21 protein-coding genes and 2 pseudogenes are annotated in these 25763 nt (G+C 53.9%); 9 read left to right on the forward strand and 14 right to left on the reverse strand.

The features are described from left to right. The first annotated feature begins 5 nt into the window (after window positions 1-5). The 5 genes and pseudogenes from E3W21_RS03925 to E3W21_RS03945 all read left to right on the forward strand — a co-directional run bounded on the left by E3W21_RS03925 (window position 6) and on the right by E3W21_RS03945 (window position 5220). A complete protein-coding gene (locus E3W21_RS03925) occupies window positions 6-263 on the forward strand; it encodes a DUF2790 domain-containing protein (RefSeq protein WP_134418523.1) in 258 nt (85 codons plus the stop codon). 153 nt (window positions 264-416) lie between these two features. Beyond that, window positions 417-1039, forward strand: a pseudogene (locus E3W21_RS03930) (heavy metal response regulator transcription factor). Then, window positions 1036-1759 (forward strand): annotated as a pseudogene (locus E3W21_RS03935) (ATP-binding protein). The pseudogenes E3W21_RS03930 and E3W21_RS03935 overlap by 4 nt, the downstream one beginning before the upstream one ends. Before the next feature lie 409 nt (window positions 1760-2168). Continuing rightward, window positions 2169-3353: an acetyl-CoA C-acyltransferase family protein gene (locus tag E3W21_RS03940; RefSeq protein WP_129436661.1), complete on the forward strand. Its 1185-nt coding sequence runs from the start codon at window positions 2169-2171 to the stop codon at window positions 3351-3353. A 442-nt stretch (window positions 3354-3795) separates the two neighbouring features. Further along, the gene (locus tag E3W21_RS03945) at window positions 3796-5220 is read left to right on the forward strand and encodes an undecaprenyl-phosphate glucose phosphotransferase (RefSeq protein WP_134418524.1); all 1425 of its coding nucleotides are present in this window, start codon (window positions 3796-3798) and stop codon (window positions 5218-5220) included. A 76-nt stretch (window positions 5221-5296) separates the two neighbouring features. Here E3W21_RS03945 and E3W21_RS03950 read toward each other — a convergent pair whose 3' ends face one another. The 13 genes from E3W21_RS03950 to E3W21_RS04010 all read right to left on the reverse strand — a co-directional run bounded on the left by E3W21_RS03950 (window position 5297) and on the right by E3W21_RS04010 (window position 18482). Next, complete coding sequence (locus E3W21_RS03950) at window positions 5297-6418, reverse strand: glycosyltransferase 61 family protein (protein WP_134418525.1); 1122 nt, start codon at window positions 6416-6418, stop codon at window positions 5297-5299. A gap of 81 nt (window positions 6419-6499) precedes the next feature. Then, window positions 6500-7642, reverse strand: coding sequence for a hypothetical protein (locus E3W21_RS03955; protein WP_134418526.1), 1143 nt, complete (start codon window positions 7640-7642; stop codon window positions 6500-6502). Between the two features lie 271 nt (window positions 7643-7913). Continuing rightward, window positions 7914-8648, reverse strand: a complete 735-nt coding sequence (locus E3W21_RS03960; RefSeq protein ID WP_134418527.1) for a WecB/TagA/CpsF family glycosyltransferase — start codon at window positions 8646-8648, stop codon at window positions 7914-7916. Continuing rightward, entirely contained in the window at window positions 8648-9835 is a 1188-nt protein-coding gene (locus tag E3W21_RS03965; RefSeq protein WP_134418528.1) for a glycosyltransferase family 2 protein, read from the reverse strand. The genes E3W21_RS03960 and E3W21_RS03965 overlap by 1 nt, the downstream gene beginning before the upstream one ends. Continuing rightward, window positions 9832-11034: a glycosyltransferase gene (locus tag E3W21_RS03970; RefSeq protein ID WP_134418529.1), complete on the reverse strand. Its 1203-nt coding sequence runs from the start codon at window positions 11032-11034 to the stop codon at window positions 9832-9834. Before E3W21_RS03970 ends, E3W21_RS03965 begins: the two co-directional genes overlap by 4 nt. 75 nt (window positions 11035-11109) lie before the next feature. Further along, on the reverse strand, window positions 11110-12045 hold the full coding sequence (locus E3W21_RS03975) for a DUF535 family protein (protein ID WP_129436668.1): 936 nt from the start codon (window positions 12043-12045) through the stop codon (window positions 11110-11112). A 7-nt stretch (window positions 12046-12052) separates the two neighbouring features. Beyond that, window positions 12053-13030, reverse strand: coding sequence for a glycosyltransferase family 2 protein (locus tag E3W21_RS03980; RefSeq protein WP_134418625.1), 978 nt, complete (start codon window positions 13028-13030; stop codon window positions 12053-12055). Window positions 13031-13073: 43 nt separating this feature from the next. Next, window positions 13074-13598, reverse strand: a complete 525-nt coding sequence (locus tag E3W21_RS03985; RefSeq protein WP_129436669.1) for a serine O-acetyltransferase — start codon at window positions 13596-13598, stop codon at window positions 13074-13076. Window positions 13599-13606: 8 nt separating this feature from the next. Continuing rightward, entirely contained in the window at window positions 13607-14563 is a 957-nt protein-coding gene (locus E3W21_RS03990; RefSeq protein ID WP_134418530.1) for a glycosyltransferase family 2 protein, read from the reverse strand. Further along, window positions 14556-15173, reverse strand: coding sequence for an acyltransferase (locus E3W21_RS03995; RefSeq protein WP_129436671.1), 618 nt, complete (start codon window positions 15171-15173; stop codon window positions 14556-14558). The genes E3W21_RS03990 and E3W21_RS03995 overlap by 8 nt, the downstream gene beginning before the upstream one ends. A 134-nt stretch (window positions 15174-15307) precedes the next feature. Continuing rightward, a complete protein-coding gene (locus E3W21_RS04000) occupies window positions 15308-16774 on the reverse strand; it encodes an FAD-dependent oxidoreductase (protein WP_134418531.1) in 1467 nt (488 codons plus the stop codon). After that, entirely contained in the window at window positions 16771-16965 is a 195-nt protein-coding gene (locus E3W21_RS04005; RefSeq protein ID WP_129436673.1) for a hypothetical protein, read from the reverse strand. The genes E3W21_RS04000 and E3W21_RS04005 overlap by 4 nt, the downstream gene beginning before the upstream one ends. Before the next feature lie 140 nt (window positions 16966-17105). Next, complete coding sequence (locus E3W21_RS04010; RefSeq protein ID WP_134418532.1) at window positions 17106-18482, reverse strand: oligosaccharide flippase family protein; 1377 nt, start codon at window positions 18480-18482, stop codon at window positions 17106-17108. A gap of 95 nt (window positions 18483-18577) precedes the next feature. On the opposite strand from E3W21_RS04010, the gene E3W21_RS04015 reads away from it, so the two are divergent. Further along, window positions 18578-20101: an O-antigen ligase gene (locus E3W21_RS04015; protein ID WP_134418533.1), complete on the forward strand. Its 1524-nt coding sequence runs from the start codon at window positions 18578-18580 to the stop codon at window positions 20099-20101. 5 nt (window positions 20102-20106) lie between these two features. After that, complete coding sequence (locus E3W21_RS04020; RefSeq protein WP_134418534.1) at window positions 20107-22734, forward strand: glycosyl hydrolase family 5; 2628 nt, start codon at window positions 20107-20109, stop codon at window positions 22732-22734. A 64-nt stretch (window positions 22735-22798) separates the two neighbouring features. Here the strand turns inward: E3W21_RS04020 and E3W21_RS04025 are convergent, their stop codons facing one another. Beyond that, window positions 22799-24445: a phosphoethanolamine transferase gene (locus tag E3W21_RS04025; RefSeq protein WP_134418535.1), complete on the reverse strand. Its 1647-nt coding sequence runs from the start codon at window positions 24443-24445 to the stop codon at window positions 22799-22801. Between the two features lie 124 nt (window positions 24446-24569). Here E3W21_RS04025 and E3W21_RS31095 point away from each other — a divergent pair, with 124 nt between their 5' ends. Continuing rightward, entirely contained in the window at window positions 24570-24722 is a 153-nt protein-coding gene (locus tag E3W21_RS31095) for a hypothetical protein (protein WP_166793808.1), read from the forward strand. 23 nt (window positions 24723-24745) lie between these two features. Then, window positions 24746-25735: a UDP-glucose 4-epimerase GalE gene (gene galE, locus E3W21_RS04030; protein WP_134418536.1), complete on the forward strand. Its 990-nt coding sequence runs from the start codon at window positions 24746-24748 to the stop codon at window positions 25733-25735. Window positions 25736-25763 lie beyond the last annotated feature (28 nt).

Here is a 25763-nt window from a genome sequence, read left to right on the forward strand (position 1 = left end):
TCATCATGAAAATGTTAATCCTCGGTTTTGCTGCTCTCCTCGCCACCGGTTCGGCGTTTGCCGACACCCAGACCACCGAACCTGTCGTCCACGACAAGACCGGTTTCTTCGTCAACCTGGATATCGCCAAAGACCTGTCCAGCAACATCATCTCGGAAGAATGCGGCATCGTCCCCGCGCAACTGATTTACCTCGACCATCAGGGTCGCAAGCACGTGCTGGATTACCAGTTCCAGGGCATGGGTTGCATTGGTGATAACTGATCAGACGCCTGTACTCACAGAGGATCGGGCTACACTGGCGCCACTGGCTGACCTCTGTAGCCCGCCGCCGCGACATGTATGTTGCCGACACCGAACCAGGCAGATCCCATGAACATCCTCGTAGTCGAAGACTAACCCAAAGCAGGCAATTACCTGCTCAACGGCCTGCAGGAACTCGGCTACTCCGTCAGCCTGGCCCGCGATGGGGTCGATGGCTTGCACCTGGCCCTGGAGCACGATTTCGACGTCATTGTGCTGGACGTCATGATGCCGAAAATGGATGGCTGGGAAGTCCTGCGCCGCTTGCGCAAGGAAACCGACACCCCGGTGCTGTTTCTCACGGCCCGCGATGACATCGCCGACCGCATCAAGGGCCTGGAGGGTGCCGACGATTACCTGATCAAACCGTTTTCCTTCGCCGAACTGGTGGCGCGCCTGCGCACCCTGACCCGGCGCGGTCCCACCCGGGAAGAAGAACAGTGCAAGTCGCCGACCTGCAAATCGACGTGCTCAAACGCCGCATCACCCGTGCCGGCGTGCGAATCACACTGACCAACAAGGAGTTCGCCCTGCTGCACCTGTTCGCCACGCACCAGGGCCAGGTTCTGTCGCGCTCGATGATCGCTTCGCGAGTCTGGGACATGAATTTCGACAGCGACACCAACGTCGTGGATGTCGCGGTGCGGCGCCTGCGGTTGAAAATCGACGACCCGTTCCAACTCAAATTGATTCACAGCGTGCGCGGTATCGGCTATCGCTTCGATACGCAACCATGACCTCCCGCCTTCGCCACTCATTAACGCTGCGCCTGGCACTGGTGTTTGCCTTGCTCGCCTTTGTCTCGCTGACTCTGCTGGGTGTGGCGTTATACCGGGATCTGGAGCGCGAGCTGATCCGTCGCGACGACGCCGCGCTGGTGAATCGCATTGATCAACAGCGCACCTTCCTCAACGACAGCAACACGCTGGACCTGATCAAGACCAAACCGGCGCTGTTCCAGAACATGCTCGGCAACCGCGAGGCGCTGCTGACCATCGGCGCCCCCGGACAAAATCCCTTGCTGGTGGTCAACCCCGGAAACCTCGCCGTGCCGTCGCTGGCACCGGTGGCCATGGACCATCCGTTGGCGCTGGCCGACGTGCAGCATTACCCGAGTGTGGACGGCGTGCCCTTCGCGGCGCTGGCGGCGACCATCGACTCCGGCGACCTGGGCAGCCTGCAAGTGGCGCCACACCCGCCGCTGACGGCATCCGCCTGCAAGTGCGCAACCACGGCGCAACCACGGCCCGACCATCCCCGCCGAACACTTGCCCAGACTGTTCGAGCGCTTCTACCGCGTCGACGAATCCCGCGAAAGCTCGGCGCACTCCAACGGCCTGGGCCTGTCGATCGTGGCGACGATCATGCAGCTGCACAATGGGGCTTACAGCGTTAGCAGCAGCGAGGGCATCACGTGCTTTGAGCTGTTCTTTCCGGCGCGGCAATTGGATGAGTAAGGTCGAATCAGGGTGGGAACGATCAAGCCCGGTCGTGTACCTAATGCTGTTCACTTAAGAAAAGTTTGGGATGGGATGGGGTACATATCCATTTCTGCGGTAGCGGCTGCTGGCGGTTTCGCTTTTACATCTATGGGCGGAACCCTAGGCCGCCGTGACCGCAGAAACGGATATGTACCCCAACCTTCAGTGAACAGCATTACGGACGTGTACCGGGCTTTTTTATTTTCTTTTCTACGCTTTTGACCGGATCAGACGGATCAAAAAGCGACTTCAACTGAAATGGCCAAAAACGCCACCCCCCTTGAGCAGTTTTGGCATAGGCCAAAATCATCGCTGTGTCTAGACTCATCCCCATATAACAGTGCGAAAGCACACTTGAGTCCAGGACTGTTCCAGGGGAACCCGCATGAACCCATCCGACATTTTTGTTATCAGCGCCGTCCGCTCGGCCATCGGCAGCTTTGGCGGTTCGCTCAAAGATGTGCCGCCCATTCAATTGGCCACTGACGTTTGCCGTGCCGCCATTGAACGTTCGGGGCTGGCACCTGAACACTTCGGTCACGTGGTGATGGGGCATGTGATCCCGACGGAAGCACGTGACGCCTACATCTCTCGTGCCGTGGCGATGAATGCCGGCCTGCCGAAAGAGACGCCCGCCTTCAACGTCAACCGCCTCTGCGGTTCTGGTTTGCAGGCCATTGTCAGTGCAGCACAAAGTTTGATGTTGGGAGACGCAGGCGCTGCGCTGGCGGGTGGCGTCGAATCCATGAGCCGCGGAGCCTACCTGTTGCCGCAGGCGCGCTGGGGCGCACGCATGGGAGATATGCAAGCCATCGACTACGTGCTCGGCGCTCTGCAAGACCCGTTTGGCGGTTTCCACATGGGCATTACTGCGGAAAACATCGCCGAGCGCTATGGCATCACTCGTCAGGCTCAGGATGAGTTGGCGCTGCTCAGCCAGCAACGGGCGGCCCGGGCGATTGCCGAAGGCCGATTCACTGACCAGATCGTGCCGATCGAAGTGGCGTCCCGCAAAGGCACCGTGACGTTTGCGACGGACGAGCATGTCCGCGCCGAGGTCAATGCCGAGCAATTGGGCAAGATGAAACCGGCCTTCAAAAAAGACGGCAGCGTCACAGCCGGCAACGCGTCCGGTCTCAATGACGGTGCCGGAGCACTGATCATGGCCACGGGTCAGATGGTTCTCGACCAAGGCCTCAAGCCCATCGCCCGACTGGTCGGTTATGCCCATGCCGGTGTGGAGCCAGAGCTGATGGGGTTGGGACCGATTCCCGCCACCCGCCTGGTCCTCAAACGCGCCGGCCTGACCGTTGCCGACCTGGATGTCATCGAGTCCAACGAAGCATTCGCGGCCCAGGCGTGTGCCGTGGCGCAGGAACTGGGCTTCGACCCGGAGAAGGTCAACCCGAACGGTTCGGGGATTTCTCTGGGCCACCCGGTGGGCGCGACCGGTGCAATTATCGCCACCAAGGCGATTCACGAACTGCACCGTGTTCAGGGTCGTTATGCCCTGGCAACCATGTGCATCGGCGGCGGCCAAGGCATCGCCGTGTTGTTCGAACGCGTCTGATCAGCCCAAACGAAGACGGCGCCCATTGTGGGCGCCGTCTCGTTTTACCGCGATGGAATCAGTGCGCAATGCACACAGATTTCAGCTCGATGTAAGTCTCGATCACTGCGCGACCACACTCGCGCCCCATACCCGATTACTGACCAGGCACGACCTTGCTGCAGACACCGCGGACGGCCCCGCTGCAGGCCGGTCGGTATCTCGATGGGCTTCATTTTTTCAGGCCCGGAGGTTCTACTAAACTACTCAGAACTACGCAGATTCAGTGAATGATTTCACAGTACTGCTAAAGTGAAAGCACGCGTCGCCACATGCTCCCAAAGCCTGTAATTTTCGAAGGTGGGTGGCTAATCACGGTGATGCCAACGCTCTCAAGCGAGGGCAGCATGAACTGAATCGCGTCATCATCGAGCGCGAGGGGCAGCAGACATGAGGTCTAAATATGATATTTGAGCCCAACAGTACCCGTTCCGTTCTCCAGCGAAGAAGCAGTACCAGTATCGTTATTCAGGCTGGTCTCGATTGTGTTGCGGTGACCGGTGTTGCGTGGTTTTTGATCAATTATCATATCGGCTTCATAACGCAGTCCTATGTCATCCTGCTCCTGTTGCTGCTGGGGGCGTTGGCCGTCGTATACGACCACTATGCCATTTACCGCAGCAACGTTGGTTTTACCGTCAAAGCCTTCAAGCTTTTGAAAGCGTGGACTGCCACATTTGGCTTTCTCGTTGCCATGGCCTTTCTTACCAAGCAAAGCGAACAGTACTCGCGCTTATTGGTCGGGCAGTTATTTGTTGTTGGATATTTTGCCCAGTTGCTTTTGCACCTCGCGACACGCGAGATGCAAAAGAAGTTTTTGACCCACCCGACTCAATTGGAAAACTCGCTCATCATTGGCTCGGGCGAACTGGCCAGCTATCTTCACAAGAAAATCAGCAATAATCCCTGGCTCGGTGAGCGCATAGTCGGCTGTGTGTTGATTGGCGCGGACGATGATCGGGGAAAGGAAAGTCTGGAAGGCGCGCAACGTCTGTCGATACTGGGCGATATCTCCGACCTTGATGAGTTAGTAGTTAAACATGCCATTCGTACCGTCTATTTCGTGACCCCTCTGGGTGGCTCAGAGATCATCCAGGATGTTTATTTAAGGCTGTTCGATAAACACATCTCTGTTAACTGGGTGCCTGACATTTTCTCACTGCGCCTGATCAACCACAGTGTTCGCGAAATTGCCGGCATTCCCGTGCTGACCTTGTCTGAAACTCCACTGATGGGGATGCGTCTGTTTCTGAAGAACCTTGAGGACAAAGTCCTGGCCTTTCTCATTTTGGTTCTTGCAGCACCAGTCCTGGTAGCCGTCGCCATTGCCATCAAGCTCGATAGCCCTGGCCCCATATTCTTTCGTCAGCAGCGCATGGGATGGAGTGGAGAAGCTTTCCGGATCTGGAAGTTCAGAAGCATGGTCGTCCACCAGCCGGAAGACGGCGTCGTCAAGCAAGCGCAAAAGAATGACCCGCGCATGACCAGGGTTGGCGCCTTTATTCGGCGGACCAGCCTCGATGAACTACCGCAGTTGTTCAACGTTTTGGTGGGGGAAATGTCTCTGGTGGGGCCTCGCCCGCACGCTATTCAACACGATGTACAGTACTCGCCCGATGTCTCTGGCTACTTTGCGCGTCACAACATTAAGCCGGGCATCACAGGCCTGGCTCAGGTACGTGGCTATCGTGGTGAAACGAGGGATATAGAGCAGATGATCCGACGCGTTGACTCGGACATCGAGTACATCAACAACTGGTCGCTTTGGCTCGATTTCGTCATCCTTGTACGAACTGTGTTTGCCTTCTCCGGCAAGCATGCCTACTAAGCTGACATTACCCGGAATACCGGGGTGGCTTCCTGCCCCGGCATGAATTCATATATCCAGAAACCTGAAGAAGCTGTTATGCCGGAAATAGATCCAGCGTACGCTCAACCTCATCGGGATCGATCCTAAAGCCATTGCCCTCTTGCGTACCGACCACAAAGCCAAAGTTTTGGTGATCACGATCCGTTAGATATTTGAAAAAACAGAGGAAGCGATTAGGGGGCTGCAAAACCAGCAGCGAACCACCCGGCTGGAGTACATTAACGCCGTGTATTAGATGACTCCCTTCAATCCCTACCACTGTTCTTGCACCGGCACAGGCCGCCACGATAGTCGGAACGTCGGATTTTGCAGGATCGATAATCCGAAACCCCCTGCGGTCACGCAGACGCTCGGCAAGTTCCAATTCATTGCGTAACAATCGCAATTCTCCCGTGCCACCTCGCAGAACGAACACGCCTGGGTGATCGCAAACTTTTACGTGCGAGAGTAACTTTTCACCCATCGCCCGAAAACGCAGGTGCTTATGTCGATTTTGACTTAGGTCGTCAAAGATAACGAGTTCACGAAAAAAAGCATCGCGTAAACGAACCGGCGTCATACCAAGCCAGTCCTCATAGCCGGGGGCGTGAAGTATGCAGGTCGTAACGGTGGACACAAGGTTGGCAGACACTGCCGTGGTCACCGGAACGCCTTCCTCGCAGGCTATTGGATAGGTTATACAATCATCCATTAACCACGAGCCAAACCATTTATTCCCTCCCGCCGTACAAAACATCGCACCGCGATCAATTTCGTTTTCTACGCGAATCTTTGGTAACCATCCAGATCTAGGCGACAACGAAGACTTGGCATTACCTTTGTAAAGAGTGCCATCAATTAACCAGACATCTTTAAGCAGGTAGCCTCGTGTTGACCCATGTTCAACACTGCCCACTCCTTCCATTGTGCGACGGGGATGCTCGTAAGGATAAAAAAGCTCCCCTGCCCATCCCGTCACACGTTCGAGTTGATTGGGAAGGAAAAAAGCGGGCGGAGCAATTGAGATTTCGCCTGGAGCAATTTCCCACGTTTTCACGGCTAGGCTTTGCAGCGTTAACGACGGCTTCCGTATAAGTCGCGTTTTAAGAATGTGTTTATACGCAGCAAGGCTCCACTTTGATTGGCCGCCACTCGTCAATGCGTTAAATTTCGACATATGCCCCCCATCGTAGTGTGGTTATACCGAAACAGCGTTTATGGCCAAACACGTAAACCGTACTTCTTTAAAGCAACCTATTCAGGTGGATACAATAGTTTCCAGAATAGGGGGTAATGCCAGATGAGCGTAGCGGCCGCGCAAGGTGTCGAGAAGCGCCTCTTGCGGTTTTCTAGAACAATGAAGATATATTTTGAACAGTCCACCAAAACCCATTTCACGATATCGACCCGCGACCTCCTCATCACTTGGTCCGTCCGGCAACCCAAGATGAAGTGTCAGCTTTTTGCCTTCGACAGCAAATAGAGGCGTCTCCCAAAGAAATTGCGCCGCGCCCACCTTAGGCAGTCGAACAAATAAATAGCCGTAGTTACCCAGCGTATCGACATCACCACCACGGCGTCTTTTCCATTCGAGAAGTCCATCGTCCGGGCGTGCCAGGCAAGTTCCGATATCATAATAGTCAAAACCATTTTCTATCGCCCATTCAAGCGCCATGAACGTGGTAATCGAGTTAATTTCACGTAATTTCTTAGCATCTGAAAATACAACATCGGGGTAGCCGAAACGGACGGTGCTCCAGTAGCGTTTTCCTGCCCGGGTAATCACGCACCCAAGATGGCATGCAACTATTTCATCCTCCAGCAGTACTAGATCGAGCCGCCCGGCGCTTTTTGCCACCCGTTGAACTTCACGGGATTCAATTTGAGAGGCCGCTGCTCCATGCCTTGCGCTGGCATAGGGCTTCAGCATTTCCCGATCTGCGATTTCAATTTCGTCATCGTTCAAGGCCTGTTTCATACGATAGCGCAACCGGTTCTTGCGCAGATTTCGACGCAACTCGGTATTGTACCTTGCCGTAATATCTTCAATTGACCGGCTCAGCGGAACGACAGCACTTAAATATTGAGGCACATATAATGCACCCAAGGTCGGCATTTCACTGACCCACACTGTCCGCTCTGAATTATCCAACTTCAATTGGCTATTAACCGCTTGAGATTCAGCGCCCAGTAGAACCTTTACAAATTCCCGCTGTGTTTTCCTGCCCACATAGAGAATGTCATAGGTGCTGTCTTCGCGCAGTTTGAATCTGGCAATTTCCCAGCGCCAAAAACATGCCCTCCCCCCTATATCTTGCAGCCAGGCGAGCGCTTTCCTTAGCTCAAATCGCCTTGAAGGAGAGATTAACTTACGTATTAATTCGGCTATGTATTTTTTCATTTGGTTATTAGCACACTTCAAGGAATGGCCATTTGAGTTTACAAATCAATAACCTAACTACTCGAAATGAGCGCTCGACAGCCGAGCACTTTTTTCAAAATATGCGGCGTCTGACAACATTTTGTTGACGCCAATCTTAATGATGAAAACGACCCCGAACATACCCGTCAAGTCGATAATTCCAACCTGAGTAAAGGTGCTACGTCGGGGTTTTGCAAGATATTTCAGCCGTGTTTTTATGGCGCCGGCCAGGCGTCAAATTCTTGTAATGTCAGGAATCCCTGTAGATCAACGTGCGTAACAAGAACATCGGATTACCCACCACATAGCGACTGAATAATCGCTTTGGCTCACCTATTAGCCTGAACAGCCACTCACAACCGAGACGACGCACCCATTGCGGAGCACGAGTCACCTTGCCGCCGAGAAAATCCAGAATCGCCCCTCCGCACACGACCAGACAGGGCACGCCACTGTCGGCTAACCTGGCAGCAACGGCTTCTTGCTTGGGCATGCCCATACCCAACACAACCAGTTCCGGCTGAAACTGCCGGGCAAGGTTTATGTAAGCATCCACCGGCGCGAAACCATGGTGAGCAGAGACTACATTGACCCCAAATAGCGCTTCGCTACGCTGTACTGCATTGGCTAGAAAGGGCTCTTCAGTACCCCAGAAAGCCACGCGCCGGCCCTTGAACACGGCCAGTAATTTGGGAATGAAATCGGTGCCATTCATATTCAACCCCGGCGCTAAGCCGAGTCGACGAAACAGGATGGCCATGCCGGAGCCATCCCTCAATAACACGTCCGCAGCCAGCAGCGCGTTAAAGTAGTCGGTATTGGACGCCACCAGATTCATGGCATGGGCATTCGCGAACCCGAGCACTGTCGTCACGTCAGGTCTGGATAACGCATCAATCAATGCTTGCTCGTCATCAACATCGCTGATCACCCTGAGTTTCTGGGTAATCGTTTGCCAGCTGTGCTGCCAGGATAAAGCACGCATTAGTTGTCATCTCGCTTCGAACGCACCCATTCAACCTGGCGCTTAAGCAAAAATCCGAGATACAGAGGGATTTTCTTCACCGCGTAGAACGGCGCATACAACAAGGCTGAAAAAGAAATAATCCCGCGACCAAATTGGCTCCATGCCAGCAAGATAGTCACACCCAATATTGCCACCCCGGAAGAAGCTATCAAGGCTGGCGCCAAAGCTCCGGACAGCATAAATACCAACCATGCCACACCAAATACCGCCCCCAAGGCCAACGTCAATAAGGCCAACGGAGGGACCAGCAAATCCAGCGTCATAGCCAGCAGACTCCAGTTACGCTGGCCAATCGACTCCACCAGTAACTTTGGCGTATCCCCAAGGATTACCCCTAGATGACCATGTTCCCAGCGCGTACGCTGGGTAGTTAAGCCTTCATCGCTGCGCGGAAAGTAACTGGTCACCAGAGCATCGGGGCAGAACAAAGGCGACTTGCCGCTTCGGCATAAATCCAGGCCCATCTTCAAATCTTCAACGATGTGGCCACTGGCTAAATCGATCAACATCAGATCCCGCCAGACGAAAGCCATTCCCGTGCCCATTAGCTGACAGGGCAAACCGAGCCGGGTCCAACCCTGCGGCCGTACCCGATTCTTCACACACCAGGCAAACTCGGCAAGCCGCACTTTTAGCCCGGAACCTGCTGGAGCAAGCATTAAATTAAGTGCTTGCGCTGGCCGCCCTGAGTCGATGCAACAGATTGCCAAACGCTCAATAGAACCCTCGGCCACCTGGCAATCCGCATCGATAACAATCATGACGTCCGGCGCATCACTCGCCAAATGACGCACCCCGCAGTCCAGCGCATAACCCTTGCCACGCTGCTGAACATTGCTGCGCTCCACCACCTCGGCGCCCGCCGTGCGGGCCAGCGCGGCCGTGTCGTCAGAACAGTTATCCGCCACCACCAATAGGCGATCACCCAAAAGCAACTGCAGCCGAATGCTATTTAACGTCGCGACGATGATCGAGGATTCATTGTGTGCCGGTATCAACACAGCCACCCGCGGTCGCGATCCTTGCGCCGACGAGCGCGACCGTGCAGGTAGGCAGGCCATCAACACCTGCACAAACAGCACTAACACCGGCAGGAGGATGAGTATCAGCAGTAAGCTGAACAGCCAACTAAGTAATGTGATCATGCTTGCGCCCTAAACAAATTAGCCAACTTGGCCGCTTCGATATCGATGTCGTGTCGCTCCAGCACTCTCTGATAAGCCGCCTCGCCCATCCGCTGCAACACCTCGACAGGTTGCGCGAGACAGTCCGCCAGCGCCGCCGCCAACTCATCCACAGCACCAGCGGGAAACAACCAACCGTTCACACCCTGTTGCACTAACTCGGGAATGCCCGCCACATAGCTCGTCAGTACGGGGCGGCGCAACGCCATGGCTTCCATGATGACCACCGGCAACCCCTCGGCGAAGCTCGGCAACACCAAGGCCCGCGCCGCAAGAATCTCCGCCCGCACCTGATCGCTGCTGATCCAGCCGGTAATTCGCACCCGCGCCTGCAAGCCATGCCGTGCAATCAGGGTTTCGATTTCCGCGCGCATTTCTCCATCGCCGGCCAGTACTATTTCGAACTCCACGTCTTGAGCTGCCAGGATGCGGGCGGCTTCAAGCAGCAAAAGCTGACCCTTCTGCTCACACAAACGACCTACACAAACCAACCGCGGCGTGGATGGCACGGCAACGGCCGGTACGTCGTGAAACGCCCGCTCCAGGCCACAATGCACCACCTTTACCCTTGCCCAGTGTGCATGAGCCACCCAGCGAAACAGCTGGCTGCGCCCATAGGAACTGATAGCAGCGACAAAGGCCGCGCGCCGAACTTTCTCGCCCAAATGAATAAACTGCGGTTTGTCGAACTCTTCCGGCCCGTGCACGGTAAAACTGTACGCCGGCCCACCGAGTACATTGGCCAGCATCACCACCTCGGTTGAGTTGGTGCCAAAATGCGCATGCACATGCTCGGCACCGAACGCCTGCAACCACATCAGCACGCGACACGCCTCGGACAAATAAACCAAATGATAGGGCCAGGGGCGATCGGCACGCCGGCCCATGCGTAACGCCAGCCACAGCGCCGAAAAAAAGCGTCGCGGCTGGGCGCGCAGCAGCTGCAGCACAGGCACTAACAGCTCTTTGACTCCGCCCTGCAGCACATACTGGGTTTTATCGCGTTCGGACACGTCCTCGGCATCCACCAATTCGGCATCCCAGCCACGCAGAGCAATGCGCTGCACCACAAACCCCTGACGTTCCAACGCCAAAATTTCGCGACGAATGAAGCTATGGCTGACTTTGGGGTATTGATTGATGAAATAAGCGATGCGCATAGGAACCAGACTTAGTTGTCGTTGCGGTGGATTATTACTGCAAGTAATCCCACAGTAGTACAGGTATCAGGAACGTCAACTAGCCACACGGCTGCTGCTATAACTGCCTATCAACACGCCATCTATCTTTTTAAAGGTGTCATCCAGCAGTTCATAGCGCCTGCGGTACATGGCACGTTTTTTTGAAGCAATACAGTCGAGCGGTTTCCTGGACAGAATCATGGGAATCTCAAAAAAATCTTCGCGCTCTGATGGAGTCGCTCCATGCTCTAACCAGATCACATCATAATTTGCCGCCAGTTCTAGAGCTTTGTGAGCGCCAAAATACGGATGACGATGGTGGCGATACCCATCCCCTACCGCATAAATTTTTTCAACGCCGATATTGATGGCAATGTATTTAATAACTTCGATCAGAAAGCTTCTTGGCCGAAGGCCTTCAAAGTCTTTTGTCAGGTCCCTGTAGATACTCAACGACAGTTCACTCTCGACGCCTTTATGTATCCCTTGAACGGCACCGATAAAAATACATAACTCAGTGTCCGTGCGACACAAGGTGAAGGCTATCGACGCAATGCGCAGGTCACCCTGAAACAAGTTCAGCACCAGCTCCCCTTCACGCATAAACCATATCGGACGATCCAGCACCAAGGAACAGCCAGCCGCAAACTCCGACAAATCACTCAGCAGCAAACTGTCACTTCGCCCCAACAGCAATAGCTGCGGACAGCTTTTGGTAACCACTTCGTAATGCGAGGCCAATACGCTAAGTTTATTCTTGGGGTTCCAGCTTCTACTGATGTATGGCCAATGAACAACGCCCACACAATCCCCGCCTAACTTCTCAACACCGGACTCACCCAGAGCGCTCGACATACGCCCGCAAAACAACTTTAGCTCGGACCAGTTTTTTGCAACCAAAACCAGCATTTTAAACTTATTATTCAATGCCCTTAAAGAATACCCCGCGTGTAAAAAAAACACGCTCTTTAATATCACCCAATTATTCATATAAGTCTCACTTGTATTCGATCAACGCCGTCTTGCCGGCGCCGAATCTGTTCAGTAGAAACTTGACTTGCCCGAGCATCTCGGGAAATTTCCCCAGCACGAGAAAGAAAGCCCGCAGCCAGTTTTCGCGCGTGGACCTATCGCCCCCACGGGCGAGGCGCACGATCTGCAATGGATAGACCAGCAGCACAAGCAGCCCAAACCATCCCAACACCAAACTCGCGATAACAGTCGCCAGCGGGACACCCAATCCCCAGAACCAGACACGGCGCGACTCACGCAACCAATGTTGCTCCGGTGCGGCCCCATGTAAAAATGCGCCCTCGGCAAAGGCATAACCACCGCGCAGGGTACGCTGCCACCATTGGCCGAACCGGGTCATGGTTGCATCGTGCAAGGTCATTTCCTCGCCCAGACGCCAGATCTTCCAACCATTCCCACGCAGACGCACGCACAATTCAGGCTCTTCCCCGGCAATAAGGCCCGGTCGAAACCCGGACGCTTCGGCGAAGGCGTCAGCCCGCATTAGCGCATCGCCACCACATGCCTTGGCCTCACCTACCGGCGTATCCCATTCGAAATCACACAGTAAGTTGTAAACCGAGTGCTGCGGAAAACGTTCACGGCGCCGTCCGCAGACCACCGCGACGTCAGGATGTGTATCAAGAAAGGCCTGCGCCCGGGGCAGCCAACCCCCGACAACCTCACAGTCACCGTCGACGAACTGCACATAACGCATCACCGGCATTAAGCATTGTATGCAGGCAAATCCTTCATTGCGCGCACGCGCAGCCGTAAAGGGAATCGTCATGTCCAACTCGACCACCTCGACCCCAAGCCTGAGTGCCATCTGCACTGAACCGTCTGTTGATCCAGAGTCGACATAAACAACCTTCTGCGCCGAACCGACGAGGGAAGTCAGACAACGCTCAAGCCGTAGGCCTTCGTTGCGACCGATAACAACGACACCCATCCCCATAGCCATGGCGTTCACTCAGCGACGCAATTGAAGTAATCCATCGGGTGGTTCATGAGAATTCCCTCGATTCTGCGTACTTCCTTTTCTTGATAGTCGCAGGCACGCCCACTGCCACCGAGTCGTCCGGTACATCGGTCAGCACCACAGCATTGGCACCAATCACGACATTGTTACCAATGCGGATATTGCCCAGCACCTTGGCCCCTGCACCGATATCAACATTGTTACCCATCACCGGAGCAATCGGCTCACTCACATTCTTGAGGCCCACGACGACGCCATTGCGAATACGGCAATCATCGCCGAACTGCGCAAAGCCACTGATCACGATTCCGCCGAAATGATCGATGACGAAGTTGCGCCCGACCACAACCTCACACGGCAGCTCGATACCCGTGACGATCTGCACCAGTTTGAAGAGGACTTTGTATATAAAGGAGAACAACTTACGTAACAGTGCCGGTCGCACACCGTAACGCCAGCGCCCAAAGCGATAAACCACCATCACCCAGAACCCCTGAGCCCCCCAATCTCCGGCGTATGCACGCAAGTCCGCACGTATGTTTTCGAACATAACTGGCTCTACCGTGTTGGTTGGCTAGCGAATTTGGTATCACGCAGCAACGCCCAGGTCACACGAGTATGCTGCCAACACGCCCCTAAAGCGGCCCGGCCGCGGCCTTTCAATATCGCCTTGAGCGCCAAAATCAGATCACCCAGACTCACCAGCAGCATATGTGAGGCCAAACCAGGCAGACCGTGGTGCTTGCGGAAGTACAAAAGCTCACTTTCGATTTGTAACGTGGGTAACTGGCGACTAACCGCATTGAGTTTGTCAACAGACTTGGCACTTTCACCACCGATATGCACCACCGTGGTATGCGGGTAATAAACCACCTTCCAGCCCGCCTGTTTAACGCGTTTGCAGTGATCTATCTCCTCGAAGTAAAGGAAGTAGCGCGGGTCGAACAAGCCAACCTGGTCGATGACTTCACGGCGGATCAGGTAATAGCACCCGGGCACCCAGTCGCACTCACGCACCGAAGCATGATCCCAGGCCATGTCGTCGACTCTCTTAACCACAGGGAAAAAGCGTTCAAGCCCTGTACGCGAGAGGAAGACATTCAACGGCGTTGGAAAATAGCGACAGGAGGGCTGTAAATCGCCCTCTCGTCCAACCAACCGAACGCCGAGGACACCGCAATCAGGATGAGTCTCCATGTACTCGAGGGTCTTGCTCAGGGTATCCGCAGCAACAAAGGCGTCGGTATTGAGAAGCAACGCATACTTGCCCTGCAGGTGTTCAACCAATTGATTATTGGCACGCCCAAAGCCAACATTGTTTTCATTGGCCAGTTGCAATGCCTCTGGACAAATAGTTGCCATACACTCCAGCGAATTATCGGCAGAGGCATTATCCACCACTAAATAGCGCGTGCGATCCACACTATTGGACTGGCGTAACGCATTAAACATCGGTTGCAACAGCGCCGCTGTATTGTAATTAACTACCAACACGTCAAGGGGAGCACTAACCATTGGGTTGCTCGCCAAAAAAATGTTGCGCTCTCATTGCTATAAGCTTCGGTTCAAGTGCCGGGTCGTATACACCACTGCGCTGCCTGATAAGGTCAATCCACGGATAAGTGGCGCTACGCTCTTCGACTTTCGCCAACACCTCTTCCATTGTACAAATAACCTTGGCTGGATTACCCGCAACCACTACTCCAGGCGGAACATCTTTTACGACTACAGCACCGGCTGCAACAATCGAATCAGGACCAATAGTCACACGCGGCATGATGATAGAACCATAGCCGATAAAACAATTATCACGTATATCGATAGCGCCGACAGAGTCAAGTTTTTTACCATAGCGCACCTCGAGCAAGCCGACTATTCCATCGTGACCGAATAGCGTGCAACAAGATAAACCTACATTATTTCCGAGTCGTACTAGCGAAGGGTCAGTTATATTGGCAGCAGGATTGATCCATACGCCTTTACCGATGGAGTGCAGCCCCCCCCACCGAACCATATGTTTAGCCCATTCATACCCGTCCGGTTTACAGAATTTTTTATAGAGCGAGGTCCCATGCCCCGTTGTTTTTGCAATATGAGCAATAATACGTTTTAGTAGACCAATCATCCTGTCAGCCTCAATAATTCAGCGATAGACATCTGTGCCAGAGTTAGATACACCCTGATTCTTCATTACCACTACCCTAAGAGTAGACGCTTCCCTAAAATCCAACACTCAAATAATCCACACATGCTCCCCCTTCATGAATATCTGCCCACCCCGGGCCCCATCTGATGGTGGAGATAATCTGCCAGCCTTAGAGCGAGTTGCAAAAGAGGCATCGTGGGGTTACAGGCCCCCCCTGTAGCGAAAACACTGCTGCCCGCAACGTAAAGATTCTCAACACCAAACACTTTGCAGTTCTCGTCGACCACACCAAACTCAGGCGAAGTCGCCATCCGCGTGGTCCCCATATGATGAGCATGGGGATTGAGCTTCAGTGGCAAATCGACGTCATACACAAATTCTTCCAACTTGACGAAGCCCAGCCCTGTGTCGGCAAAACACTTTGCCACTTCGAGCCCTATAGACTTGACGGTTTCCCTGTCTGCAGGAGTTAGCTCCCAATGAATCTTGACCTTCCTCATCCCTAACGCATCTCGCTCGTCGAGCAATGAGATGCGGCTATCAGGGTTGGGAAACTGCTCGATCAGCGTGCCGAGCACCCCATCTCCAGGGCAATCGAACTTGGCAATAAATTCAACCTTGCGCTCCGCACCCACTTCGCAAACGAGGTTCTCGAAAAAGCTCTTGATGGCAGCCATTCGCCCATAGGATTTCACTTCAGCTACAAGCGTGGCCGTCACATTCCCTTTACCTGACTTGTGCTGCATCACGAATGCATCGGTCGTGAAGTACTGCCGAGCATCTGTACCCTGCCCGTCTTTCAGGATGAAGTTTCCCATTTCGACGTTCAGGTGCTCCATGAAGCATCTACCGACGAAACCATCCTTGCTTACGATACCGCCAGCTGCCAGGGACTCGCTGTTGAGCAGGTGCCTGGCATTCTCGATCGCGCCTGTCGCCAGAATGAATTGTTTTGCCGTGACTCGCTCTCGATGCAACTCGTAGTCCGAGACGACTATCGTTGCTATGCGGCCGGTCTCGCTGTCGAATTCAAGATCGACGCAATTGCAATGGATGAAGACATCCAGCCCCTCGGTCTCATTAAGTTCCCTGGCATATTTTTGTGCAAATCGCGTCGGAGGGCTTAGTAGAAAACGATCAGCGTCAAAGTCGGTGCCGTCCAAAGTCGCATTGATAGCCTTGAATCCGGAGTGCGGCGGAAGATCGACAATATCCATGGCCGCCGACAGATTGCGCTCGATCTCGGAAAACGCGATGGGCCAACCGGGCACGGGCACCGGAGGGCCTACGGTAAAGTCCGACTTTTCGAATGGACGGCATCGCCCTGCCCAGTGATTGGAGGTCCCGCCAAGAAAGCGCAGGCGTGTTTCATGAGCGTAGACCTCGAGGCCTGACGATGAGACCGTATAGAGGCTCTGCGAAGCCGGCGAATACTCGTGCCCGCCGCCCTCGACAAGCACCACACGCCGACCATTACCGGCTAATCGCAAGGCCAGCGTAATGCCGGCCGGCCCACCGCCTATGATGCAGACGTCATAGTGGTCGCGGAGTTCTTTCTGCGATTGGTAGTCTTTGATCATGCTTGTGTTTGCCGAAAATGCCGGGCAGGCAGCACCCATCCGTTGATGACAACAAACTCGGATTTAGCAGCAGAAGGCCGGGCAACGGCTTTGGAAAATCCGAATATGAGCCCTCCAATACTCAATAAAGCAGAAGCCTGGAGGAAGCCTCTGCGCCCCATCACAGAGGTATTCAAATCAGTTTCTCTCATGATTCAAAGCTCCACGACATCAAGATTACGTTGGAAATTTCAACCACACATCAAGGCCATATTTTTTTGGCGACCGCCATCAATACCTCAATGGCGACGCTGTGCCACAGCTTTGGAAACATCAAGAGAAACAGATCAGATCAAAGCCATTTAAAAAGATCCGTCAATAGTTCCCCACACAAAGCCCCCACCGCCAACATTGGCAGCACTACCAGCTCACGCTTGAGACTGAACAGCCCCAGACGACAATTGACATAAAAAACCAGGATAAGCGTAGGAAACGTGTACAGGGCAGCGCCCCAAATCGCATATTTGACCCCACCAATCGCCAGCAGCAGAGGCAGCAGCACCCACAACGAGACCACGCGAATAATGTTATCGATAGCCTGGTACTTGGTGAGTCCCAAGGCAATCCAGACCTGATTCGCCAGCAGGTAGCGCATGGTGAAAAAAGAGAGTGAAAGAATGGCCATCATGTTGCCGGCCTCAGCGTAACGCTCATCGTACAAGATGCTGATGAGCAGGGGACTGCCGGTCAGGAACAGTCCACAGAGGAACAGGCATGCAAGATCGAGCATCAATTTCAAGCGGTAGTACAAAGCGTGGAGCCGTACGGTGTCATTAGTTCTTGAGGCCTCACTGAAGGCCGGCAAGGCCACGGCCCCGACTACCTTTTGCAACGCAAGCTGAACAGCTCCCAAAATCAGCACGGCAATGGAGTAAACGCCCAGTTCAGCGGGCGTCATGCTGCCGCCGAACCAGACACGATCACCGTACATGGCCAATACGCCCACTGCCGACGACAACAGTATCCAACGGCCGAAGCCGACTAATTCATCGAGCGCAGAACGCTCCCACTGCAGACGGTTAGAAGGGCCCTCAAACCAGAAATGCCCCAACAGCGTGTTGACCATCGATTGGATCAGACCTGCAATCACCAGCGACCAGATGGACCTGGTGAAGTAACCGATGCCCAGCATGACCACCAGCCCCACGACCTGAGACCCAAACTCGGTGAGCACCACTTTCTTTTGCTGGAAAGCGCGCACTGCCAGGTCGATTTTGGTCGACTGAAAGCCAACGATGATTGCCGAGAAACCGGTCACGGCTAACACCAGCGGCAACTCGGGTGCGGCGTAGGTGGAATTGGGCGACCACAGATTAATGGTCTGTGCATACCAGGCGAGGGCCGCAAGGAGAAGTGTCGAAGCAAAAAGGATAAAGCCGCGCACGATCTGCACGGTCCAGATGGTATTGAGAAACACCGGATCGTCGCCACGCGGGGACTGGATGATGTTCTGGCGCAAGCCGACATCGGAAAGCATGTGCAGAACCAGAGAAACGGTGATGGCGATCATCATGATGCCGAACATCTCCGGCATCAGCAGACGGGCCATTATCAGGTTGCCGCCCAAGCGAAAGGCTTGAGACGTAACCAGCGCCCCCAGATTCCATGCCCCGGCAGAAATCGCTCGCTTACGAAGGCCCAACGTTGGCGACAAATCAACTAACGACATAACATCATCCCCGGACTCAATGGCTCAAAAGGAACTATAGTCGCGTCTGGCCATTCCACTAGTCGTCGCTCATCAATCAATAAGTCCAATCATCCATGCCTGAGCACTTCCGCGCGTTAATCGTCATTCTGGTCCTTGCTGGCATCGTTTTTGCCATGGCACGTCGACCAGCAGCAGACCTGATTCCCGACCGTAATTTCACTCGGCGGCGCAATCTGTGGTTCGTATTGACGCTACTGGCATTTGTTTCGCACAGTTTCTGGGTGTACGCGGGCATTGCCACGATCATTCTGACCTTCGCACGAAAAAACGAACGCAATCCCGTGGCGTTGTTTTTCCTGCTGCTGTTTCTCATCCCGCCGTCCCCGGCGGAGATTCCCGGCTTCGGCCTGATCAACTATTTTGTTGTCCTTAACCATATTCGTCTGCTGGCACTGTGTGTGTTGCTTCCGGCTTTTTTGGCTCTGCGCAAGCGCGCCGACACGGTCCCTTTCGGGCGCACCTGGCCTGACAAACTGTTAGCCGCCTACCTCCTGCTGACGAGTCTGCTTTTGCTGCGCGAAACCACCGTCACCGACACCTTGCGCCAAATGCTCTACCTGTTTCTCGAAGTTTTTTTGCCTTACTACGTTGCCAGCCGGGCGCTGAAGAACCTCAGCGACTTCAAGGACGCTCTGTTCGGTTTTGTACTCGCCGCCATGGTGCTGTCGCTTATAGGTCTCTTCGAATATTCCAAGCGCTGGCAGCTGTACAGCGCGGTTGTCAACGCCATGGGCATGCAATGGGATCCCGGCTACTTGAGCCGTGGTGGCTCATTACGCGCCAGCGCCACTACCGGCCAGGCCATTGCGCTGGGCTTCGTCATCAGCGTGGCCATCGGCTTTTACCTGTACATGCAGGAGGAGGTACGTAGCAAATTGCAGCGCAGCCTCGGCGCACTGTTGCTCGCCGGTGGTCTGTTCGCACCGCTGTCGCGTGGCCCCTGGATCGGTGCAGCCGTCATCATCGTCGTGTTCATCGGCACCGGCCGTAAAGCGATCAAACGCCTGATGCTGCTGGCCGCCGCCGGGGGGCTCGCCCTTCCCTTGCTGGCCGTCGTACCGGGCGGGCAAAAAGTGCTTGATCTGCTACCGTTTATCGGCACGGTGGAAGTGGAAAATATCACCTACCGGCAGCGCTTGATTGATAACGCCGTGATCGTTATCCAGCGCAACCCTTGGCTGGGTTCTTTCAATTTCCGCAGCACACCGGAAATGCAGTCCATGATTCAGGGCCAGGGGATCATCGATATCGTGAACACCTATATCGGCATAGCGCTGTCGTTCGGTTTGATTGGTTTGACGCTTTTCGTGGTTTTTTTCGTCAGTGTTCTGCAGGGCATCCGCAAGGGGATGCGTTCGTTCCCCAACGAAGACGATGAGGCACGCCGACTCGGACGTGCACTTCTGGCGACACTGGCCGGGATCCTGATCACCATCGTTACCGTTAGCAGTATCACGGTAATCCCCGTGGTGTATTGGTCGGTGGCTGGACTGGGCGTCGCCTACGCTCAGATGGCACGCAGGCTCAAGCACACCTCGACGGCCGTCACGGCGAGCGCCCACCTCCAACTCAGGTAGAACCCATGATCCAGTTGTTTCGTCGCCCCCGGATACTGCTCCTGCCAATGCTGTTTTTTGCTATTTGGCCGTTTCGTACCTGGGCGTCGGACTGGGTCGTCAGTGTGGATGAGCGCAATGGCCTGCCAATGCTGGCGCGTGGTGGCAGTCCGGTAATTGCTACGACATTCTCGTTCTTTGGGCGCAATTGGGACTGGACGTATTTGCAGACCGAATTCAAGGTAAATACCCCTTATCGATACTCCCTTGCAGGTAAAAACAAAGCGCTGGATTTCGACTTGACTGCGCAGATTCAGAAGCAAGACGAGCAAAAGCTGACCTGGAACTTTGTCCTGGATGCACACAGCGGGAAGTCTGGCGTTTCAGGTGGTGGCATCGTCTTCGAATTCGACCCCGCTCTTTTCGCTGGAGAAATGGGCGAGCCCACTTTGCTACCCGACAACCGCGGCTGGACCTGGGGCAATGCACAAGGGCGACGCATCGAAATGCGCTTCGAGCCCGCACTGGCGGGTGTGTACTTTGAACCGGGCAGTAAATCCGAGGTGCGTGCTTTTTTCTACAAGAACACGATCAAACCTGGCCGCCAGGACTTCACAGCCACCTTGAGCGTTTCTGGCGATGTGGCGGTCGGCCCGACCACAACCGAGCGCTTCGGATTGTCGGACCCAAAGAGCTGGCCGACTGACAAGCTCGACTGGAAAACCTCGCCGGTCGACCTGTCCTTTCTCAACGCTCAGGAAAAACCTGCAGGCAAGCGCGGCTTCATCAAAGCGTCCGGCGAGCAATTGCTATTTGCCGACAACACAGCGGCGCGTTTCTGGGGCACCAACCTTTCGGCCTACACGCTGTTCCTCACATCAGACGATGCAATCAAGCTGCAGGCCAAACGCCTGTCGGCACTGGGCTTCAATCTTGTACGACTGCACCACCATGACTCGCCATGGGTCTTCCCGAACATCTTTGGCGACGGCAGGGTCACGCGCAGCACCACCCAGCAATTGAGCCCGGAATCGCTGAAAAAAATCGACTGGTGGATCAAGTGCCTGAAAGACGAAGGCATTTATGTGTGGCTCGATCTGCACGTCCAGCGAGTCTTTACTGAAAACGACAACATTTATGGCTTCGATGAGTTGCCAAAAGAAGAGCAAAATTTTACCTACCTCAAGGGCTATTCCTATGTGAATCTCACCATTCAGAAAGCCATGAAGCGCTTTGCCGAAGCCTACATGACCCATGTAAACAGCTATACCGGTCTCGCCTACAAAGACGACCCGGCGATTGCCGCCGTACTGATCACCAACGAAAACGACGTCACCAACCACTTTGGCAACGCCCTGTTGCCAGACAAGAATGTGCCGAAGCACAACCGCGTCTACATGGCGGAGGCCGAGGCTTTTGCCAAACAGCACAATCTGTCTGCAAACCAGACCTGGCGCTCCTGGGAGCCAGGCCCCTCCAAGCTGTTCCTTAACGATCTGGAGCGACGTTTCAACGTCGACATGATTCAACACCTGCGTGGAATAGGCGTGAAGGTCCCCATCGCCACGACCAGTAGCTGGGGCCGCAATGGTCTGAACTCCCTGCCGGCCCTTACTGCCGGCGACGTAATAGATGTCCATAGTTACGGGGGCTCGGGGCAGATAGAGAAAAACCCGCTCTACAGCGACGGCATAGTGAATTGGATTGCCGCCGGCCAGGTCATCGGCAAACCCTTGACCGTCACCGAGTGGAACAATGAGCCCTTCCCGACACCAGACCGCCATTCGCTGCCACTCTATATCGCCGGCACCGCCCGCCACCAAGGCTGGGATGCACTGATGCAATATGCCTACAGCCAGGAGCCATTGGGGGGCCAAGGGATGAGTGCCAACAACTGGCACGCCTATAACGACCCTGCAATGCTGGCTACCCTGCCCGCCGCCGCCTTGCTTTATCGCCGTGCAGACGTTCGCGAAGCAACAACGACCTACGTCTTCGCGCCGACGCCAGGCACCCTGTTCAACCAAATGATCACACCGGCCAACTCTGCTCTACTGCGCACAGCCATGGAGAAAGGCAAGCTGGAAATCGCGATGCCACAAACGCCGGAGTTGCCTTGGTTGCAACAGAGCGTTATCCCAAGCAATGCACAGGAATTTCATGACCCTGACCAGTCGCTGCTGGACGCCAATGCCATCGAGTCCACGACCGACACGGGAGAGCTAAAGCGCAACTGGAAACAAGGCGTCTACACCATTAATACACCGCGTACCCAGGCCGCTACGGGCTGGATCGGCGGCGAATCGATCAGCCTGGGCAACATTAAGGTTCAAGTGAAGACCGCCAACGCCAGTGTGGTGGTGCAAAGTCTGGACGACGCGCCTTTGGGCCGATCGCAGGATTTACTGATTTCGTTAGGCACCCGCGCCATTCCCCAAGACGACGACAAAATACCTTTTTACGTTGAGCCCCTCGAGGGCACGCTAACCATCCAGGCGCCGCAAGGCTTGACACTGTTCACCCACGGCATTCTGGGGCAAATGAAGAAGCTGCCCGCGACCTACCTTGATGGCCGCTACACAATCAAGTTCGACGGCTTGCAGGCGTCGAACTGGTTGTTTTTGAAAAAAGACGTCACGCAAGCACAACCTTAGGCGATGCGCAGCCGACCTCAACTTGATGGAACAACGCCTTGCGGCGTTGTTCCGCGAGGGCTATTTAAAGGGCGTCAAAATCAAACGATGGAACATAGCCTGCGCCGAGCAGATGTGGACATTTCGACGATACAAAATCATCACTTAATAAATCATCCGAACTTCTGTACTTACTCGTGAAAACCCCTGTGATATTTAAAAGAGTATGTGGCAAGGAGGATATGCTGATTTTCTGACTTTCTCTTTCCTTCAACTTTAAAAGCTTGAGCGATTGCTGGCTTGAAACATTATCGGATGCCCAGATAAATGCCGAAACCGGAAGATCATATTTATTGCCAATTCCATGACCCAAGAGCCCTCGACTGTCATCCATCATGTTTTCACCATGATCCGATGAATAAAACAAGACAGATGGTTTTTTGCTTGACTTCAATCGATCAATAATTGTGCTCAATAGCCAGTCCGTATACAAAATACTATTGTCATATTCCGCGGTAATTTTGTCTTTGAAGCTGTCTGTTGATGGCTTGAATTTATCGAAGTTTTCCGGGTATCGGCGTGAATACTCGAAATGACTGCCCTTGACATGAATGAATATGGCTTTCTTTTCTGTACCGCTTTTATTCAGTATTTTTTCATATTCTGAAATCAATGCTCCATCATAGCTTCTCTCAAAATACTGACGGTATTGTGCCTCTGCGGCTATTTGTGGAATTATTCCGCCAAAACTATCAACCTCCTGCACAGACAACCAATAGGTCATGTACCCGGCTGCGCGATAGATACTCACCAATGATTTTGTTGACGCAATGGCGTCCCAATCCGATATAGGCTCAAGGCTCAGCATTGAAGGAACCGCAAACGAGGTATAGGGAGCTGTCGTGCAGATCTGATTAAATTTGAAAAGCCCCGCCTGCTTACCGAGATTCGGGGTTGTTTCCTTGTTATAGCCGTAGAGGGACCAGTTCTGCGGCCGTGATGACTCACCGATTACAAAAACGATGGTTTCTATATTGGATTGATTCGACAGACTGGTTATTTTTACATCGGATTCCCGACGGCGCTTGATAAGCTCCTCCGTCCCCAAATACAAATTTGCAGTCAGGGCAATCTGCGACAAATAACCTACTGGCGTGCTTTGATCTTTTGCAAGGAGATCCATGACTGCAGATTTCCCGAAAGAATTAAGTTTGACGGTTTTATAAAAATACGCCCCATAGCCCACTAACAAGGCGCTAACAACCAAAACAAAAATACCCTTGTTTTTATATAATTCGCGCTTATGCAGGCCGATTAATCCAGCCCCATAGCAAAATATGAAAATCACCAGAACGATACTGATTGGCTGCCAATAGGTCGGCAGAAATTCGCTTGCCTCCTGATAGTTTGTCATGCCAATAAATATATAGGCAGCTGTTAATCTCGAGTTGAAATTCAACACCAAAAAGAGATCAATAGCTGCTATCAAATAGAATGGCAGCAGAATGATGTGCACCTTGAACTGATTGGATGAAATAAATCTAATTGCCAAAAGCCACAACACCGACATGCCAAGGGTGTAAACGACCAATAAATCAACTTTAGAGTATTGATTGTTTGTTAGCGCTCTAACAATCAACGGTGATAGCAGAAATGACCACAATACTAAATTTGGCCATTCTGCTTTAAATATTTTTAATGAGTAATCGATAATTTTGGCAGGATTTTTCATTTGATTATTATTCTCGCAGGATGCCCATATGCTTCCTCAGAGGGTAGCTCCAATTGGCGCTCTCGCGGTATCTTGTTCAAAATAATCTCTCCTTTGGCGCTCCAAACGTAGCGAGTCGCAAGGCTTGGCACAGTTCACCCTTGGCATTCTGGAGCAAAAGAAGAAGCTGCCCGCGACCTGCCTTGATGGCCGTTATACAATCAAGTTCGACTTGCAGGGTTCGAGCTGGTTGTTTTTGAAAAAAGGTGTCACCCAGGGCAAGCTTGCACAGCGATAGTGCCCAGGAAATCGGAGATCAGGATGAAATTTTTGGTGGTGGGTGGCGCGGGTTATATCGGCTCGCACATGGTGAAGCAGCTACTGAGTGCGGGTCACGATCTTGTGGTGGCAGACAATTTCTCAACGGGTTATCGCAGCGCGTTGAGGGGCGGGACATTGGTCGAACTGGACATAGCCGACGAACAGGCGCTGGACGCCCTGTTTGCGGGACACCACTTCGATGCCGTGTTCCACTTCGCCTCCTTTATACAGGTGGGCGAATCCGTCGCTGAACCTGCCAAGTACTATCAAAACAACTTCGCCGCCACCCTGACGCTGCTCCAGGCGATGGTTCGCGCCGGGGTTAAAAACTTCATTTTTTCCTCAACCGCCGCCGTCTACGGTGACCCGGTGTATGTACCCATCGACGAGGAGCATCCCAAGGTCGCGATCAACCCTTATGGTCGCAGCAAGTGGATGGTGGAGCAGATGCTTGAGGATTTCGACCGCGCATACGGGCTGAAATCGGTCTGCCTGCGCTACTTCAACGCCGCCGGAGCAGACCCTGAAGGACAGTTAGGTGAACGCCATGAACCGGAAACCCACCTGCTGCCCCTGATCCTGCAAGCAGCCTCCGGACGGCGCGCAACCATCACCGTCTATGGCCGTGATTACGACACGCCTGACGGCACTTGCATTCGCGACTACGTCCACGTTGTCGACCTCGTTGCCGCTCACGCACTTGCCGTGGATTATCTGTTGGCAGGGGGTGCAAGCACGGCGTTCAACCTCGGTAACGGTCAAGGTTTCTCAGTACAGCAAGTGATAGATACCGCGCGCTACGTGACCGGCCAGGATATCTCTGTCAGCGAAGCGCCACGTCGCGCGGGCGATCCACCACGCCTTGTGGCCGATCCCCGCAGGGCCAACACATTACTTGGCTGGCAACCGCAATTTGGCTCACTTGAACAGATAGTGGCGCACGCCTGGAGCTGGGAGCAGAAGTACCCTTGGCACTACCGTCGGCGCTAGCCAATAGCGCCGATCTCCTGCGGGTGAT

Source organism: Pseudomonas sp. F01002 (assembly GCF_004402115.1).
In the GTDB taxonomy this organism is placed as follows: domain Bacteria; phylum Pseudomonadota; class Gammaproteobacteria; order Pseudomonadales; family Pseudomonadaceae; genus Aquipseudomonas; species Aquipseudomonas frigoris.